The following is an 18,078-nucleotide window of genomic DNA, read 5'->3' on the forward strand; positions in this document are numbered from 1 at the left end:
AATTGGCAGGGGGGCAGGTTTTGCACGCCATCTAGAATGAGCCGCCTGCGCGCTGGGTTGATGGCTATTTTCTCTCTGTTCATCCTGGCAGGCTGCAATGCTGGTAACCATCCCTTCGCCAAAGAGGTCGGAACTCTCGCGTCACCGAGAGACACGGAAGCTTGGCCGCGGATTACGGTCGTCTCCTTCTCAGGATTGCCCGACGGCAAGGACGAGATGTTCCTGCAAGCGCTTGCAGCCGAGACCTACCGCCGCCAGATCGCTCTGCTCACGACGCCTCCCAGTGCACAAGTCTTCAGCCTCTCCGGCTCCGTTTCGGCCCGGATTGTGGACGGCCGCACTGCCGTCGGCTGGAATTGGGAGGTCAAGGGAGCCAAAGATCCCCAGGCCACGGCAATTATCGGGCAAGAGGTCATACAAATTCCCAAGGGTGCCGCTGTGGAAGCCGTCAAGCCCGAGACCGGAGACCCCTGGGACAAGGTCAATGATTTCATGCTGAGGCGGGTCGCCATGCATCTGGCGGAAAGTCTCTCCGGCTTCTTCGGCGAACGCGGCTATCTCACGCAGACCGCGGGTTTGCCTCCACCCGTTGAAACCTTCGTGCGCGCCGGTCCGGGTGCGGAGAAGGCCATCGACTTGTCGATGCTCGGACCCAATGAATTGTCTATGCGGATTGCCCGCGGCCAAGTCACAGCCGAGGATATGATAGATTCCGGGGTCGTTCCGCCCCAACCGCCTGATGAAATCGAGGCTGACCCCACCCCCGCACCAGAGAAAACGAAGGTTCCTGGCCAGAAGGAAATCACCAGCGTCGCCGTCAGTACCGTGAAAGGTGCACCGGGCGACGGCAATCGGGCGCTTGCAGCCTCCTTGGTCAACATCCTCAAGCGGGCGGGATGGCCTGTGAAACAAAGCGCTGGGGATGAAACGCTCATCATCGAGGGTCAAGTCGGCGTCGCCGCGCCTCAAGGCGGCGCCCAGCAAGTGGCGTTGGAATGGACCGTAAAGGATCCGTCCGGAGACGTGCTTGGCAGTGTCAAGCAGGCCAACCAGGTGCCAGCGGGCTCGCTGGATGGCCATTGGGGCCTCACTGCGGATTATGCCGCAGAGGCCGCCGCACAGGGGATTTTCGACCTGATCGGCAAATTGCGTTAAGAGTATCAGTCGGCATCTGCTGCACTGCCACTTGATCCTGGCCCTGCGTTGTTTACAGCCGCCGGAGTGGTTGTTATAGAGCGCGCGCGCCGCTTGGGCGTTAGACACCCTGTCGAGGATACGCTCAATGAAGCTCGTAGCGGGCAATGCCAATCGCCCTCTGGCCGAGGCCATTGCCGCCTATCTGAAGCTGCCGCTGACAAAATGCGTTGTGCGTCGCTTCGCCGACATGGAGGTCTTCGTCGAAATCCAGGAGAATGTCCGCGGTCAGGACGTGTTCGTGGTGCAGTCGACCTCGTTTCCGGCCAATGACAATCTGATGGAGTTGCTGATCATCATCGACGCGCTGCGGCGCGCCTCTGCCCATCGCATCACCGCCGTCATCCCGTATTTCGGCTATGCCCGCCAGGATCGTAAGCCAGGGCCCAGGACGCCGATTTCCGCCAAGCTGGTCGCCAACATGATCACACGGGCGGGGGCCGACCGGGTTCTCACGGTCGATCTCCATGCCGGGCAGATCCAAGGTTTCTTCGACATCCCAACCGACAATCTTTTCGCTTCGCCCGTGATGGTGCGCGATATTAAGGAAAACTTCGAGAGCGACCTGGTGACAGTCGTCTCACCGGATGTGGGCGGTGTCGTGCGCGCGAGAGGGCTAGCCAAACGCATCGGAGCGCCGCTGGCGATTGTCGATAAACGGCGCGAGCGGCCAGGGGAATCTGAGGTCATGAACATCATCGGCGATGTCGAGGGACGTTCATGCATTCTCTTCGATGATATTGTGGATTCAGGCGGCACTCTCTGCAATGCCGCTGAAGCGCTGATCGACAAGGGGGCCATCGAGGTTTCCGCCTATATCACTCATGGCGTGCTCAGCGGCGGTGCCGTCGCTCGCATCACGTCCTCTGCGCTGAAGCAACTGGTCATCACGGATTCTATTCAAGCTACGGAAGCGGTAAGAGTTTCTCGAAACATTCGCGCCATCACAATCGCGCCTCTCATTGGCGAAGCCATCGCCCGGACTGCCCGAGAAGAATCGGTTTCCAGCCTGTTCGATTGACGCAATTCCCGAAAGAGTTGTGCAAATGCGGCGATTAGGCGGCGGCTCGGGCACTTCCTAACTTACGCAGTCAGCACGACAATTGCCCTGGGAAAGCACCAAACAGGCAATTCTTCCTGTAGCCGTCCAAAAATCTCCCTATTCCCGTCGCGCTATCGCCGTACCGGCTGACCAATCAGTCCAACCTATAGCGTAATTGAAATAAATGCGTGTGGGGCAAAAAGGTTCCAGTCAGTAGAACCGAGGCAGGTTTCGAGCATGCGACAATCTTTCTTGTCCATGACCGAGCCTTCTGCTTGCGCGCATGTCCGAAGGAGACGGAACTGCATGATTTTACGAACGATGATCACCATGATCACCGTGGTAATTTTTACCTCAGGCGCGCAGGCCGAAAAGACAAAAGCCATTTCCGCGAAGCCGCAGAGCGCCATCACGAATTTCGCAGAAAAGAGTACAAGCCGCACTTCCCTGCAGACGACCAAGACCGTCAAAGCCGTTGCGCCGAAGCAGGCGGGCAAGAAGTCGACAGCCAAGCATTCCAAGAAAGTTCGGACTGCAACCGTGAGACCTCAGTCGCGGGTGGCTAAACAAGCCACGGCGCGGAAAGCAAGAGCGTCAAAGGTGGCCGTCGCCGCTCGATCCAAGGCTAAAACTGCCACCAAGAGAACCAAGGTTCGCAAGCACACTTCCGCGGCGCGTTCATCGGTTGCCAATAGCGGAAAGAAGACATCGCTCAATGAGACAGCCAGCATCGACACCGATGGGATTGGAGCGCGTCGCGCCAAATATTTGCCGGTGGCGGATACGCTGCGACCGACAGGCCTTCCGATCACGTTGATCGATGCCGTTATCACCAGAGAGAGCCGCTACGATCCCAAAGCTCGCGGCAGTCGCGGGGAAGTCGGGTTGATGCAGATCTTGCCGTCGACCGGCCGGGCGCTGGCCCGGGAGAACGGTTTCACCAGCGTCGCTGACCTGTCCGCCTCGGGCTTCGTCGATTGGCTCGAGATTCCCGAGAACAACGTCAAGCTCGGCACGATCTATCTCAACATGTGCCATGACAAGGCCAAAAAAAGCGTTGCAGCAACCATCGGCTGCTACAACGCTGGACCCGGAAACATGTGGGCCTGGGAATCCATCACCTATACCCGCAACTATGTGAGCTTCGTGAATGCTCACATGGCTGCCAACTAGCTCAGGCCGAAACCGGCGTCGAAGGATCGACTCAGCCCTTCGGCGCCAGTATGACGTAATGCTTCAGCAGCTTCTGAGTGACCTCCCACGTGCAGACAAGCCCAGGCTCCATCACGAAGGCATCACCGGCGCGATAGGTCGTAGCCTTATTGCCCACAGTGATGATCACCTCTCCCGAGATGATGTGACAGAATTCCCACTCAGGAAAGCTTGCTTCCCATTTGCCAACCTCCGATTCCCACATGCCGGAGACGAGCCGCCCATCCTCATGCTCGGTGAAGTTCCAGGTGATGTTGGTTGGGTTGCCGGAAATCACCTTCCCCGGCCGGTCCGCCTCGGGCTTCGGACTGTCCGGTGCATGGCGGTCGAGCGTAATTATTCCCATGGGTCTTCCTCTCAATTCTGGTTCATCGCGCGCCAGACCTTCTCCGGCGTCAAGGGCATGTCAAGATGACGGACAGAGAAAGGGCTCAGTGCATCCATCACGGCGTTGACAACCGCGGGAGGTGCTCCCGTGGCCCCCGCCTCGCCCGCTCCTTTGACGCCTAGGGGGTTGCTCGGCGTCGGAGCTGACTCGTTGAAGGTCACATCGATGTCAGAGACATCATCCGCATGGGGCATGCCATAATCCATGAAACTGCCGGTTACCAGCTGGCCGCTGTCGAGATCATAGAGAACGTCCTCGAGCAAAGCCTGACCGATGCCCTGGACAGTGCCTCCGATGACTTGCCCCCCGGCAATGAGTGGATTCACGATCCGACCGAAATCATCGACAACCACATAGCGATCGATCCCGACGTGACCCGTTTCGCGATCAATCTCGACCTCGCAGATATGACAGCCGTTGGGAAAGTTGATGCCGGAGCGCTCGTAGTGCCTGCGAGTCGTCAAGGTCCTTGGCACCGCCGCCGGCACTTCCGATGCCTCGCGAAGCCGCTGCTCGATTTCAAGAATATTGATCTTGCGATCCGTCCCGATGATGGTGAAAGTTCCATCCTCAAAGACGAGATCACGATCGGAGGCTTCCAGCAGATGTCCGGCCGCCACCCGCGCCTTCTCGCGCACTTCGCCAGCCGCCAGAAACATGGCACTGCCGCCGATCACAAGAGATCGAGAACCGCCATGGCCACCCCCCGTCGGCACCAGATTGGTGTCCCCCTGTACGAAGCGGATCCGCTCGGGATCGATGCCGAGTTCGGTCGAGACGATCTGGACATAGGCGGTCTCGTGACCCTGCCCCGTGGAGTGTGTGCCGACAAGGAGGGTCACGTCGCCATCCTTCTCGAAGCGGATCTCAGGCTCCTCCGATGGCGCCCCAAGGGAGACCTCGATATAGCAGCCCAGCCCCCGACCGCGCAGACGACCTCGTGCTGCCGAGGCCTGTCGGCGCTCCTGGTAGCCCTCCCAGTCTACCGCATTCTGGGCCCGCTCCAGAGTGCCGCCGAAATCACCCGAATCGACTACGGAGCCCAAGGCCGTTGTGTAGGGATACCGGGAGATGAAGTTGCGCCGCCGAAGCTCATCAGGCGCAAGGCCAAGCTCTGCCGCCGCGATATCCATGGTTCGCTCGATCACATAGGCCGCTTCGGGACGCCCCGCACCGCGATAGGCATCCACCGGCACAGTGTTCGTGAAGACGGCGTGGACCTCCAAGTCGATCTGTGGAATCGAGTAGACACCGCCCATCGGTTGAAATGTAGACAGCGACGGAATGATTGTGCCGTAGCTTGAACAGTAAGCTCCCAAATTGGCAATCGTATGCACGCGCAGACCGAGGATTCGAGCATCGGCATCGAAGGCCAGCTCCACGTGGCTCTCATGATCGCGGGCATGGATCTCAGCCAAAAAATTCTCAGCTCGGTCGGCAACCCACTTCACCGGCCGCCCCAGTTTGTGGGCGGCAAACATCACCATGACATTCTCAGGATAGACGAAATTCTTGCCCCCGAAGCCGCCGCCAACGTCCGGTGCCGAGACGCGGATCTTGTGCAGGTCGACCTTGAAGACATGACCGGCCATCTGTGACTGCTGGCTGTGCACGGCTTGACCGGAGACGTGCAAAACATATTGCTCGAGTGCTGCATCCCAGTCGCCAATGGCGCAGCGCGTCTCGATGGCTGCCGGCGCCAATCGATTATTGCGAAGGTCCAGCCGGACGACATGGGCAGCACCGGCAAAGGCCGCGTCCGTAGCATCACGATCGCCCTTGTTGAACCGATAGCAACGGTTGGTGCCGAATTCCGGCCAGACCAGGGAGGCGGTCGGATCCAGGGCGGTGGCCGTCACGGTCTGGGACGGCAGATCCTCATAGTCCACCATGACGAGCTCGGCGGCATCACGAGCCTGGCTCCGAGTCTCAGCCACCACGAAGGCTACGGGATCGCCAACGAAGCGGGCCACATCCCCCGTCAAGGCGTAACGCGGCGGATGGCGAAGACCGTCCTTGTCGAGGCCGGGGAAGCCGGTGATCGTCGGTAATATCCCTAAGCCGGCAGCATGGATATCCGCCGCTGTGTGAACGGCCAAGACCCCCGAGGCTGCCAGCGCCTCCGCCGTGTCTATCGAGAGAATGCGCGCATGGGCGTGCGGCGACCTCACCACGGCGGCGTGAGCCATGTTGGGCAGCACCATATCGTCGAGATAGGTCCCAGCGCCCTTAATGAAACGATCGTCCTCGCGGCGACGCACCGCTTGCCCGACTGCGAATTTTTGCATGAAGCACCTAGTATGGGAGGGGCAGGATTGAAGCGAGCAAACTGCGCGCTGGTCACAGGCTGGGTCAAGCCCCGTCGACGCGGTTCACCCTTGAAATTGACGCATGGCCGGGATTTTGGCCAGGAGTTCCTCGCGCGTGGCCTTAAAATCCGTTGCGATCCACCAGTCCTCGAGACTTGCCAGAAGGGCCCCGATCTCCTTTCCCGGTGGGATGCCTTGAGCGAGAAGATCGCGCCCTCCCAAGGGCACAGCAGGGGCCTGCCAGTCATCTGCAAGCCGATACAATGCCGCCCAGTCTGGATCCTCGGTCGGCTCCCCACCCTGCGCCCAACTGCTCAGGACCGCATCGCGAAATGTCGGAGGCGTCAGTCTATACAGGACGGCCCGGCGCTCTGCCGGTCTGAGTTTTGGCGTCACTCGACCGGCTGCCATCAGGCGCTCCAGCCGCGTCGTCTCTTCATTGGTCAGGCGAAGCCGTTCACGCAACAGTTTTACATCCGCCCCGCGGCAAGGGAAAAGGTTAAAGCTTCGCATCAAGGAATCCGGCTTAAGCTGCAGAAATGACTCTATCTTGATGTGGCGCTTGAAGGCGTTGAGATCGGTGTCGGACTTAAGCACATGGGCCAGTATTCCCGCATCCGCCATCGCCTCCACGACGAATTCCGCTCGATCCGCCGCAACCAGCTTCCACCACTCCTGGCGTATGCGCTCGCGTGAAAGCCCGTCCAGCCCCTCTCTGAGCTCCCGGCAGGCAGCCAATCCCTGTGGGTCGATCGGCCCCTCGCCATATTGGGCAATGAAGCGGAAGAAGCGAAGAATACGCAAAAAGTCCTCGGCGATCCGGGCCCGGGCGTCACCCACAAAGCGGATTCTTTTTGCGATCAGATCACGGTAACCACCGAGAGGATCAATGATTTCTCCGCTCCTATCACAATAGAGAGCGTTCATTGTGAAATCCCGCCGGGCTGCATCCGCCAACCAATCATCGGTGAATGCCACCTCGGCATGGCGGCCAAAGGTCCTCACATCTCTGCGAAGCGTCGTGACTTCCACATGCAGCGGCGTCGTGCTCACGCTGAGGACAGTCACTGTCCCGTGCTTCACTCCCGTCGGGATCGTCCTCAGTCCGGCCTTCTCCCCAAGATGAAGGATTTCGTCGGGAGGGCTGGTCGTCGCAAGGTCGACATCCGTCACCGGAAAGCCAAGCAGGGCATTGCGCACGGCGCCGCCCGCCACCCGGACCGTCGCACCGCTCGCAGTCAGAGCATCGAAAATCGACTGCAGCCGGACATCGCTTAGCCACTCTTCGTCTTCAAGGACCAGACGCAATGGGATATCGACCTTATTCGCCATAGAGGCGATCATACAGGTTGCGGAGAATGCCGGCCGTCGCGCCCCAGATATAACGTTCCAAGTACGGCATTGCATAATAGCGTCGCATCTCACCCTTCCACAGGCGCTCGTGACGCTGATGATTGATCGGGTCCATGAGGAAGTTCAGCGGAACCTCGAACACCTCGGCCACCTCACCCGGATCGGGGGCCAGCGTGAAACCAGAACGGATGATCGCGACGACCGGCTCGATCCGGAAGCCGGTGCCCGTCAGATAGGGGTCGAGCAATCCGACGGGCTCAATAAAGGAGGGTTCCAGGCCCGTCTCCTCATGGGCTTCCCGCAAAGCCGTCTCAAGCGGGCTGGTTTCCCCAGGCTCCATCTTGCCGCCTGGAAAAGCGATCTGCCCGGCATGGCTGGACAGATGCTCAGTCCGCAAGGTCAACAGCACATTTGCCTCGTGCTGGCTGTCGATCAACCCCACCAAGACTGCTGCAGCGCGATGCGGTTGGTCGGCGGGCGGTACGAAGGTCGGCTCCAGGTCACCATCGCCGCGCAGAGTTACCCCGAGACTGGAATGATCATCCAGGGGCCGCAGCTTGGTTCTGCCAAGGCGACGCAATTGATCCACATGGAATCGAGGAAGAACGTCCGTCAAGTCAGAGACCTATTTCGGCCGCCCGGGCCATCGGATAGAAGCGTCCTGCACTCCACACCCCATACCAGTCGACACCTTCCAATTCCTGCACCTCCCCAAGATCGACGAGGTCGTAGAACAATGCGCGATTGACAAGTGCCTCGAGCCGGCCCCGCACCAGCACATAGGGTTTCAGACCGCCCGTTCCCGCTTCCTCCGCGAACCGTAGCGGATGGGCTTCATCGACGCTCACTTCATCGTCTACATTGGTGGTGAAATGGAGCACCTGGTTTCGACCACGACCCTCGACTTCCATGCCGACGGCCACGAAGGGCGCATCATCGATCGCAATTCCCACCTTCTCTACCGGCGTCACCAGATAGGTGCGTCCATCGTCGTCGCGGCGCAACAGGGTCGAGAAAAGTCGTACCAGCGGCTTCCGCCCGATGGGCGAATTCATGTAATACCAAAGGCCGTCGGCGGCGATGCGCATGTCGATGTCGCCGCAAAAGGGAGGATTCCACTGATCGACCGGCGGCAGCCCACGCACCTTACCCGTCTCCGCCGTGGCTTCCTTCAGGCCCCGCATCGGTTCACTGACATCGGCTCTCGGGGGTGCGACCTTCTCGCCTCTCACGTGCATGTGATTCTGTTCACCTTTCTAAGAACCAACTCGCCCGTCACACTAGATGCTCGGTTCACCTGAACTTGTTCTCGTGCGCGGTTGCAAGCCCTCTCTTCAAGAACTTATTGCTATGCAGAAAGTTCAGGCTTCCTTGGTACCATTGGCAAACTATAGTGGTTGACATGCAGAGCATCAACGAAGCCGACACTCACGTCGTCGAGGACATCGAGCGCGCAGGCGAAAAGCTGGTGCGCGCCAAAGAGGCCATCGGCCAAGTCATCTTCGGCCAGCAGCCCGTGATCGATCTGACACTGACCGCGATCATCAGCGGCGGCCATGGGCTGTTGGTGGGCCTCCCCGGACTGGCCAAGACCAAACTCGTCGAAACCGTCGGACGGGTACTGGGACTTCAGGAAAAGCGGGTACAATTCACGCCGGACCTCCTGCCGTCGGACATCCTCGGCGCCGAGGTGCTTGAGGAGAGCGAATCCGGCGCACGCCATTTCCGCTTCATCAAGGGTCCGGTGTTCAGCCAGTTGCTGATGGCCGACGAGATCAACCGCGCCTCGCCTCGCACGCAGTCGGCGCTGCTCCAGGCGATGCAAGAGAAACATGTCACCGTGGCAGGGGTGCGTCACGAGTTGCCTCGACCTTTCCATGTGCTGGCGACGCAAAATCCCATCGAGCAGGAGGGCACCTATCCCCTGCCAGAAGCGCAGCTCGACCGCTTCATTCTGGAAATCGATGTGCCCTATCCAGATCTCGAAGCGGAGCGGCGCATGCTGTTTGCCACTACCGGTCCCGCCGAGGCTCTCGCCACTGCGGTCATGACGGCGGACGAACTGCTGTCGATCCAGAGGTTGGCACGGCTGGTCCCTGTCGGCGATGCCGTCGTCAATGCAATCCTCAAATTGGTGCGGTCGGCCCGGCCGGGCCCTGACGCGGACGAGTTCATCCGCAACGGCATTGCCTGGGGGCCAGGCCCGCGTGCCAGTCAGGCGCTGATGCTCGGGGTACGCACGCGTTGTCTCATGGAGGGCAGATTATCTCCGTCCGTCGACGACGTCATTTCCTTGGCAAACCCCGTGCTGCGTCACCGCATGGCGCTGACCTTTGCTGCGCGCGCGGATGGCGAGACCCTGGATGGAGTGATCTCGCGTCTCTGTTCGGCATTGGGATAGTTCAGCGTGGCAGTCCAGCGCGCATTTCGAGCCGGGTCAACTGATCCCTTCGAGGCTGCCGGACGGCTGGCGAATGCCTATCCCGCGCTGCTGGTGGAAGCGGACCGTATCGCCCATACGGTCGCGCAGGGGTTTCATGGTCGGCGCAGGCCCGGCACCGGAGAAAGTTTCTGGCAGTTCCAGCAGTACCGGCAGGGGGAGGAAGCCAGCCGCATCGACTGGCGTAAATCGGCTCGATCAGACCAGCTCTATGTCCGGCAGAACGAGTGGGAAGCGGCGAATACCATTTGGATGTGGGCCAATTCATCAGCGGCCATGGAATTTCAATCGAGGCTTGCTCCCGTCACGAAGCGTCACCGTGCCCAGGTCCTTCTGCTTGCATTGTCGGCGCTCATGCTTTCCGCCGGAGAACGTGTGGGTATTCTCGGCAGCGGACGGAGCCCCGTCTTCACACGGAATGCACTGTCAAAACTCGCCGCGATCGATGCCGCCACGGATGTGGACGACCTTTCGGGTCTCCCCCCTCGAACGCATCCACCGCGCTATTCGAGCGTCGTTCTGATCAGCGACTTTCTGATGCCCATCGATGAACTTCGAATCCGGATCGGCGCCATTGCAGCCCGTGACGTCAAGGGCCATCTGGTGCAGGTGTTCGATCCGGCCGAAGAGACTTTGCCCTATACAGGGCGCAAGGAGTTCGAAGATGTGAGCGGCCTGACGCGCTTCATCGTCGGACGCGCCGAGAGCGTGCGCCAGGACTATCGTCAGCGAATCGAAGAACACCGGCAGGGTCTTAAGGATCTGGCGCGCCGCCTCGGCTGGACCTTCACGCTGCATCATACAGACCGACCGCCGCAGCAGGCGATGCTCGCTCTCTACGGACTCCTGTCCGCCTCGTTCGCCAGCGGTTCCGCCGCGGTTAGGGATTAGCTATGCTGACCCTGGGCATCATCACCTTCCAAACGGCCGCTGCGTTATGGGCGCTGCTGCTGCTGCCGGTCGTCTGGTGGCTGCTGCGGCTCACTCCGCCGCGGCCGGAGCGCGTCAGCTTCCCGCCAATGCGGTTCCTGCTTGGGCTGATTGCCAAGGAGGAGACTCCCCACAAGACACCATGGTGGTTGACGCTTTTGCGCATCCTGCTGGTCGCTTGCCTCATCTTTGCGATCGCGCGGCCTGTGATTGACCGGAACGCTGCCGGCGCAGCCGGTCGCGGCACCATGCTGATCGTGCTCGATGACGGGTGGGCGGCTGCGAAAACCTGGCAGACCAAGCTGCGAGTCCTTGCCAATGAGGTGGACCGAGCGCGACAGAACAATCAACCGGTGATTCTGGTCACGACGTCACCAAGCGATGTGCCTCCCGCGCTAGAAGCCAAGGCTGCGGCCGAGATTGTGGACAAAGTGTCCAGTCTGCAGCCGCGAGCTCTGGCAGCGGACCGCATGGCCCTCGCAGAGCGCCTTCGCGAGGGTCTGGGAACGCAGGACCCGCTCGACATCATTTGGCTCGCCGACGGGCTCGACGACGGGCGGGCGAGTGCTTTCGCAGAGGCGCTGACTCAGCTGGGTGGTGGCTCTTCCGTCCGCGTGCTGTTGCCGAGTTCGACGGAGACCGGTATGGCGCTCGGCTCGCCGGCGCTGGATGTGAACGGCCTTTCCGTCACAGCCACCCGCGCCGGCTCGGGAGCACCGCAGACGGTGGTGGTGCGTGCCCTTGCAGCCAATGGCCGGAGCCTGGCCGAGGCGCCCTTGACATTTCGAAACGAGGAAACGCGCGCCACCGGCGTGATCCAGCTCCCATTGCAACTGCGAAATGAAGTGACGCGGGTCGAAATCCAAGGAGAGCGCAGCGCCGGCGCCGTCTACCTGCTCGATGACCGCTGGCGGCGGAAAACCGTTGGTTTGAGCGCCAGCGGATCGATCGAGAGCAACCAGCCCCTGCTGGCTCCTCTTTACTATGTCAGCCGCGCGCTGGAACCGTTCGCTGAGCTGACGACCGTCGACGGCGACGGCCGAGACCTCACGACCTCGCTTCAGGCTGGCCTCTCAATGCTCGTTCTGGCCGACATCGGCCGCCTTCCGGATGCCGAGCGCGAGACGGTTCAGGGGTGGGTTGATCGAGGTGGAATTCTGGTGCGGTTCGCCGGACCCAGGCTGGGAGCGGGGCATGACGACCTCGTGCCCGTAGAACTCCGCGAGGGCGATCGCGCCTTGGGCGGAGCCCTGACTTGGGAGGAGCCGCAGCCCATAGCGCCTTTCGAGGAGCAGAGCCCGTTTGCGGGTCTGACCATTTCGCCGGAGGTGACCGTCTCAAAGCAGGTTCTAGCACAGCCGACTGCCGATCTCGGCAGCAAGGTCTGGGCTCGCCTGGCAGACGGAACGCCCCTCGTCACGTCGGAACGGCGTGGCGACGGAATGATCGTTCTCTTCCATGTCACTGCCAATACCGACTGGTCGAACCTGCCCCTGTCGGGCGTCTTTGTGGAGATGCTTCGGCGCATCCTCGATATGGCTCAGGGTACGGTCGCTACCGGGCAAGATCAGGCACGGCAGACATCAGGCCTCGACAATGCTGCCTTCGCGCCGACGCGCGCCCTGGGAGGTTTCGGTGAGTTCATCGATCCTCCGGTCGATGCACGTCCCATCACCCAGGCAGCCTTCGATCAGACCCGACCAAGCCCGCGTCATCCGGCGGGACTCTATGGCCGAAACGGCCTCACTCGAGCTCTGAACCTTTTCGAGAACGCGCCGGAGCTCAGACTGATCGGCGGCCTTCCATCCGGGGTGACCACCCTGCCCTATCGGCCCGCAGAGAGCATCGCCTTCACAGGGCCCCTTCTGCTCGCGGCCATGATCCTGTTCTTGCTGGACGCCCTCGCCGTCTTGATCCTATCAGGTTCGATGGCACAGCTGCGCGGACGTTTCGCTCGCAGTGCACCTCTGCTGATTATCGGGCTCACTGTGCTGATCTCGCCCGTGCCCGGCCACGCGCAGACGAGTTCTGCAGCGCCTGCGGCAAACGACGCCGCTGATATGGAGGCGTCGCTCGATACGCGCCTTGCTTACGTCAGAACAGGTGACTCTGAGATCGATTCGATCAGTGAGGCCGGCCTCAAGGGCCTTACGGAGGTGCTCCTGCAACGGACTGCAATCGAGCCTGCGGCGCCGGTCGGTGTCGATGTTGAAAGCGACGACATCGTCTTCTATCCCATGCTCTATTGGCCCGTCACCGCGGATGCGCCGTCTTTGTCTCCTAAGGCCGCCGGTAAGGTCGACGCGTATCTTAAAAATGGCGGCACGATCCTCTTCGACACCCGAGACCATCAATCGGACCTGCAAGACCTCACGGGGAGTGCGAGTCCCGCCACGGAAGCTCTCCGGCGCGTGTTGAGCTCGGTCAACGTGCCACCGCTTGAGGTCGTGCCGCCGGAGCATGTGCTGACCAAGGCCTTCTATCTTCTGCAAAGCTTTCCGGGCCGCTGGTCCGGTGGCCCGCTATGGGTCGAGGCCTCCGGCTCCGGCACGCCGGAAGGTTCGGCCAATTACGACGGTGTGTCCTCGGTGATCATCGGATCTAACGACTACGCCTCCGCTTGGGCAGTTGACGCGGGCGGCGGGCCCATGTTTCCGACGGTGCCCAATGACCCCCGACAGCGGGAATTCGCCTATCGCACTGGTGTGAACATCGTCATGTATGTCCTCACTGGAAACTACAAGGCTGATCAGGTGCATGTGCCTGCCTTGCTGGAGAGGCTCGGGCAATGAACGGATTTATCTTCGACTGGAGCTTTTCTCTCTCCCCCGTGGCCCCTCTTGCCGTGATCGCGGTCCTCGGCGGGATCGGGCTGCTTTTGGTGCTAGGCGGCCTCCTTGCTCGCAGCAGGGGCGCGCTGTTGCGGCTTTCGATGCTGACGCTCCTGGTGCTCACGCTTCTCAATCCATCCGTGCGACGAGAAGAGCGCGATCAACTGGCGGATATCGCGGTCGTCGTCATTGATGACAGCCAGAGCCAAAGGCTTGGCGATCGCCAGGCACGGACCAAAGCCGCCGCCGACATGCTGGCCCAGGATCTCAAGACTGTGCCCGCCTTGGACGTCCGAACCGTGACGGTGCGCTCCGGCCTCAGTTCCGCTGAGACCGGCACGCAACTGTTCAACGGACTCAATGGCGCGCTGGCGGATGTGCCGCCTGACCGCTTCGCCGGGGCCATCATGGTGACCGACGGGCAAGTCCATGACGTGCCGAAAAGCCTCGCCGAAATGGGCTACCAGGGACCAGTCCATGCGCTGATCACGGGAGAACGCGGCGAACGGGACCGCCGTATCGTCGTCGAGCAGGCGCCTCGTTTCGGCATCGTCGGCGAGCGCCAGATCGTCAAATTCCGGGTTGAGCAGACCGGCCGCGATATCCCTGCCACAGGGGACGTGGACATTGCCGTCACTGTGAACGGCGAAACTATGGAAGGGCTGACCATCCCCGTCGGGCAGACTTTCGAACTGCCCATCACCATCAAGCGGGGCGGCCCCACGCTCACCGAGCTCACGGCCGCACCGCTTGAGGACGAGTTGTCGCTGCAGAACAACAGCGCCATCGTGGAGACCAAGGGCGTTCGCGACCGGCTCAGGGTCCTCCTTGTTTCAGGTGAACCTCATCCCGGGGAACGCACCTGGCGCAACCTGTTGAAGGCGGATGCCTCTGTCGACCTCGTCCACTTCACAATTCTGCGCCCCCCGGAAAAGCAGGACGGCACCCCCATCCGAGAATTGTCGCTGATCGCATTCCCCACTCGGGAATTATTCTCCGAAAAGCTCGATCAATTCGATCTTATCATTTTCGACCGCTATCAACGGCGCGGCGTACTGCCTGCGATCTATATCTCCAACGTCGTCAATTACGTCGAGAATGGAGGTGCCGTGCTGTTGGCGGCAGGGCCGGATTTCGCCTCGCCGCTCAGTCTCTACCGATCGCCTCTGTCGACCGTCCTGCCGAGTGCGCCAACTGGCGGTATGACCGTCGAGCCGTTCAAGCCCGAGATCACCGAGCAGGGCAAGCGGCATCCGGTGACCCGCGACTTACCCGGCTCGGAGCAATCGCCGCCGTCATGGGGACGCTGGTTCCGATTGATCGACGTCGATCAGATGGCTGGCGATGCCGTCATGTCAGGTCCCGATAACAAGCCGCTGATGATCCTGTCGCGCCACAATGAGGGTCGCGTGGCACAGCTGCTGTCCGACCATGCTTGGCTTTGGGCCCGCGGATATGACGGCGGCGGCCCGCAATCGGAGTTGCTGCGTCGGCTTGCCCATTGGCTGATGAAGGAACCCGATCTCGAGGAGGAAGCCCTGATCGGACGGCATGACGGGTCGCGGCTGGTCATTGAACGACGGACGATGGCCGACACGGCAGCGGACGTCACGGTCGCGAAGCCATCGGGAGACGAAAATGTCGTCAAACTCACGGAGACCGAACCTGGGATCTGGCGTGGCGAGGTGACCGTCGACGAGGTCGGGCTTCACCGCCTTACTGACGGCAAAATTTCATCTGTCGCCGCCGTCGGCAGCCCCGATCCCAAGGAAGCCGAAGAGGTGGCTGCCACCGATGCGAAGCTCCAGCCGATCACCGACGCGACCGGAGGGGGAATCTACTGGCTCGCAGATCGCACCGGCAGCCCTACTTCCGCAGAGATCCCGCGACTGCGCAAAGTCGCCGCGGGTCGAGTGATGGCCGGTTCCGGCTGGCTGGGGTTAAAGGACAATGGCGCCTATCGGATCCGCGACGTGGTCGACGTACCGTTGTTCTCAACTCTGGCAGCGCTCGCGTTGCTTCTGGGCCTGATGGGGCTGACCTGGTATCGCGAGGGACGATAGATCTTGGACTTGCGCCCAGCGCCTAGGACCCAACACCAACCCTCCGACGTCTCTAAAGGCTCCCGCTGTCAATTCCCGATACAAGAGCCTCTTTGGGTCGACCGGGCCAGGCAACATCAAGCGGCCATCGGGCACCCGGCTGAACCCCACGCGCTGATAGTAAGGCTCATCACCCACCAATATCACGAGCTGGTGGCCAAGATCGGCGGCATCAGCGAGAGTTGCCCGCATCAGCTTCATCCCAATTCCGCAGTTCTGAAGATCGGGACTTACCGCCAGCGGCCCCAGCAATAGAGCATGAGTGCCAGCGGGACCGATCCTGAGCGGAGAATACCAGATCGAGCCTACCAGCCGATCTCCCGCCCAGGCAGTCATGCAGAGCTCATCGAGAAGGTCCTCGCCTTCACGCAGGCGATAGGACGTCTTGGTCCGCCGATCGAGTCCGAAGGCCCGGTCGAGCAACTCCTCCACAGCATGGTGGTGGGAGGGCCGCTGGAGCTCCAGCGTAAAAGGGGTAGTGGTCATATCCGCACGATCCAAGGCAACATGGTTTCAGAGGAGAGTTCCGCACCCTCCGAAACACATCCAGAAATCGTGGTGGACGCTCGGCCGGACGCGGATTATCGACGGCTACGCGGCTGTCCCGCGCGGCCTTCTGATCGTCGTCGCAATGTCACCGGGCTCGTGGCACCCATGGGGACTGACCTGAGTTTCTCGTCAAAAGAGCGGCGCTCATAACATGGGGGTCAGCCCCCGTAAAGCACAATTGGAGGGAAGCGATGGGCGTACTGATCGAAGGTACTTGGCAGGACCAGTGGTACGATACAAAATCGACCGGCGGCGCTTTCGTGCGGAAGGAATCCGCGTTCCGCAACTGGGTCACCGCGGACGGCTCTCCTGGGCCGACCGGTTCAGGCGGCTTCAAGGCCGAGAAGGGCCGTTATCATCTCTATGTCGCCCTTGCCTGTCCCTGGGCGCATCGTACGTTGATCTTCCGCGCGCTCAAGGATCTAAGCGAGCATATTTCAGTCTCCATCGTCGACCCCCTGATGCTCGAGGAAGGCTGGGTCTTCTCAGATCGCCCCGGCACCATTGCGGACACAGTGAACGGCGCCAAGCGCCTCTATGAAGTCTATCAAACCGCATCTACGCGCTATTCCGGGCGCGTTACGGTGCCGGTCCTCTGGGATAAGCAGACCCACACCATCGTCAACAATGAGTCCGCTGAAATTATCCGCATGTTCAATTCGGCGTTCGACAAACTTACTGGGAACAAGCTCGATTTCTATCCTGCGCCTCTTCGCGAAGAGATCGACCATGTCAACGCGCGAGTCTACGACACCGTCAACAACGGCGTCTACAAGGCAGGCTTTGCGACCGAGCAGAGGGTCTACGAAGCTGCATATGAGGCTCTCTTCGAGTCACTGGATTGGTTGGAGCAGAGACTTGGCAGCTCCCCTTATCTTGTGGGAGGGACACTCACGGAGGCCGATTGGCGGCTGTTCACCACCCTCATTCGCTTCGACGCCGTTTATGTCGGTCATTTCAAATGCAATAAGCGGCGCATTGTCGATTATCCCCATCTACAGGATCTGATGCTGAGGCTGTACCATCATCCGGGCGTCGCCGGGACGGTGAACGTCGCGCATATAAAGCTCCATTATTACGGGAGCCATCGGACGATCAATCCCACCGGGATCGTCCCTGCTGGCCCACAGCTTACATTCTGAGCCAGCACCTCACCACTGATCTCCAACGGGCTTGCCGCAGAACTCCGCAATGCGGCGGCGCGTTGCGGGAGTCGTTCCCTCGGGCAGACTTCTGAGCGGAAACAATGCGGCCTCCGCAATTTCTGGGCTGAAACGCGGCTCCTGACGCCAGTTCCGGGCATGGTAGAGCACCACGTGGTCACCTGGGTGACGGACAAAATTTGCCAGAACTCCCATCAGAACAGGCGGTTCGGTCAAGGTCACGCCGACCTCCTCGTCCAGCTCGCAGCGGACGGCATCGAGGCAGGTCTGGCCATGCTCGACGCCTCCTCCTGGCAACATCCAGCCGGGCGTATAGGTGTGCCGCACCAACAAGACCCGCTCATGGTCGTCTACCAGAAGCACACGCACGCCGAGTGTCGTGCCCCGTCGAAGCCGATGCATAGGATAAAGAACGTATCGTGCCAGGAGCCGATAAAGAAAACGAGGAATGCCTACCATGAGACGCCCATGTCCCGATTCCCTAGCCTACCGAATGCCTGCCATGCCACAAACGCACTTGCGTCGGTCGGTTCCCTGCACACAGATATGTCATGATCCAAGGCCT

Annotated in this window: 15 protein-coding genes; 8 read left to right on the top strand and 7 right to left on the bottom strand. The window is 60.9% G+C overall.

Annotation, left to right across the window (positions count from 1 at the left end):
- The first annotated feature begins 60 nt into the window (after window positions 1–60).
- The 3 genes from FKM97_RS10215 to FKM97_RS26535 all read left to right on the top strand — a co-directional run bounded on the left by FKM97_RS10215 (window position 61) and on the right by FKM97_RS26535 (window position 3,409).
- A complete protein-coding gene (locus tag FKM97_RS10215; protein ID WP_144292321.1) occupies window positions 61–1,155 on the top strand; it encodes a hypothetical protein in 1,095 nt (364 codons plus the stop codon).
- A gap of 127 nt (window positions 1,156–1,282) precedes the next feature.
- On the top strand, window positions 1,283–2,215 hold the full coding sequence (locus FKM97_RS10220; RefSeq protein ID WP_144292322.1) for a ribose-phosphate diphosphokinase: 933 nt from the start codon (window positions 1,283–1,285) through the stop codon (window positions 2,213–2,215).
- A gap of 279 nt (window positions 2,216–2,494) precedes the next feature.
- Window positions 2,495–3,409: a lytic transglycosylase domain-containing protein gene (locus FKM97_RS26535; RefSeq protein WP_246105046.1), complete on the top strand. Its 915-nt coding sequence runs from the start codon at window positions 2,495–2,497 to the stop codon at window positions 3,407–3,409.
- 31 nt (window positions 3,410–3,440) lie between these two features.
- Here FKM97_RS26535 and FKM97_RS10230 read toward each other — a convergent pair whose 3' ends face one another.
- The 5 genes from FKM97_RS10230 to FKM97_RS10250 all read right to left on the bottom strand — a co-directional run bounded on the left by FKM97_RS10230 (window position 3,441) and on the right by FKM97_RS10250 (window position 8,682).
- Window positions 3,441–3,794, bottom strand: coding sequence for a cupin domain-containing protein (locus FKM97_RS10230; RefSeq protein ID WP_144292324.1), 354 nt, complete (start codon window positions 3,792–3,794; stop codon window positions 3,441–3,443).
- A gap of 11 nt (window positions 3,795–3,805) precedes the next feature.
- Window positions 3,806–6,124 (bottom strand): xanthine dehydrogenase family protein molybdopterin-binding subunit, encoded by a 2,319-nt coding sequence (locus FKM97_RS10235; RefSeq protein ID WP_144292325.1) that lies wholly within the window; start codon window positions 6,122–6,124, stop codon window positions 3,806–3,808.
- A gap of 84 nt (window positions 6,125–6,208) precedes the next feature.
- Window positions 6,209–7,477, bottom strand: coding sequence for a CCA tRNA nucleotidyltransferase (locus tag FKM97_RS10240; protein ID WP_144292326.1), 1,269 nt, complete (start codon window positions 7,475–7,477; stop codon window positions 6,209–6,211).
- Window positions 7,467–8,114, bottom strand: a complete 648-nt coding sequence (locus FKM97_RS10245; protein ID WP_246105019.1) for a CoA pyrophosphatase — start codon at window positions 8,112–8,114, stop codon at window positions 7,467–7,469. The genes FKM97_RS10240 and FKM97_RS10245 overlap by 11 nt, the downstream gene beginning before the upstream one ends.
- A gap of 1 nt (window position 8,115) precedes the next feature.
- Complete coding sequence (locus FKM97_RS10250; protein ID WP_246105047.1) at window positions 8,116–8,682, bottom strand: DUF1285 domain-containing protein; 567 nt, start codon at window positions 8,680–8,682, stop codon at window positions 8,116–8,118.
- 218 nt (window positions 8,683–8,900) lie between these two features.
- Between FKM97_RS10250 and FKM97_RS10255 the strand changes: the two genes are divergently transcribed.
- Genes FKM97_RS10255 through FKM97_RS10270 form a run of 4 tightly spaced genes read left to right on the top strand, consistent with a single transcriptional unit; the run spans window position 8,901 to window position 15,762 of the window.
- On the top strand, window positions 8,901–9,899 hold the full coding sequence (locus FKM97_RS10255; protein ID WP_144292328.1) for an AAA family ATPase: 999 nt from the start codon (window positions 8,901–8,903) through the stop codon (window positions 9,897–9,899).
- Between the two features lie 6 nt (window positions 9,900–9,905).
- Window positions 9,906–10,829, top strand: coding sequence for a DUF58 domain-containing protein (locus tag FKM97_RS10260; RefSeq protein WP_144292329.1), 924 nt, complete (start codon window positions 9,906–9,908; stop codon window positions 10,827–10,829).
- 2 nt (window positions 10,830–10,831) lie between these two features.
- Window positions 10,832–13,660 (top strand): DUF4159 domain-containing protein, encoded by a 2,829-nt coding sequence (locus FKM97_RS10265; protein ID WP_144292330.1) that lies wholly within the window; start codon window positions 10,832–10,834, stop codon window positions 13,658–13,660.
- On the top strand, window positions 13,657–15,762 hold the full coding sequence (locus FKM97_RS10270; RefSeq protein ID WP_144292331.1) for a hypothetical protein: 2,106 nt from the start codon (window positions 13,657–13,659) through the stop codon (window positions 15,760–15,762). The genes FKM97_RS10265 and FKM97_RS10270 overlap by 4 nt, the downstream gene beginning before the upstream one ends.
- On the opposite strand, the gene FKM97_RS10275 is transcribed toward FKM97_RS10270, so the two are convergent.
- Window positions 15,694–16,287, bottom strand: coding sequence for a GNAT family N-acetyltransferase (locus FKM97_RS10275; protein WP_144292332.1), 594 nt, complete (start codon window positions 16,285–16,287; stop codon window positions 15,694–15,696). The genes FKM97_RS10270 and FKM97_RS10275 overlap by 69 nt on opposite strands.
- 254 nt (window positions 16,288–16,541) lie before the next feature.
- Between FKM97_RS10275 and FKM97_RS10280 the strand changes: the two genes are divergently transcribed.
- Window positions 16,542–17,492 carry a glutathione S-transferase family protein gene (locus FKM97_RS10280; RefSeq protein WP_144292333.1) on the top strand — a complete coding sequence of 317 codons (951 nt, stop codon included), beginning with the start codon at window positions 16,542–16,544 and terminating at the stop codon, window positions 17,490–17,492.
- A 9-nt stretch (window positions 17,493–17,501) separates the two neighbouring features.
- Here FKM97_RS10280 and FKM97_RS10285 read toward each other — a convergent pair whose 3' ends face one another.
- Window positions 17,502–17,882 (bottom strand): NUDIX domain-containing protein, encoded by a 381-nt coding sequence (locus FKM97_RS10285; RefSeq protein WP_246105020.1) that lies wholly within the window; start codon window positions 17,880–17,882, stop codon window positions 17,502–17,504.
- Between the last annotated feature and the right edge of the window lie 196 nt (window positions 17,883–18,078).

This window comes from Rhodoligotrophos appendicifer (assembly GCF_007474605.1).
Taxonomy (GTDB): domain Bacteria; phylum Pseudomonadota; class Alphaproteobacteria; order Rhizobiales; family Im1; genus Rhodoligotrophos; species Rhodoligotrophos appendicifer.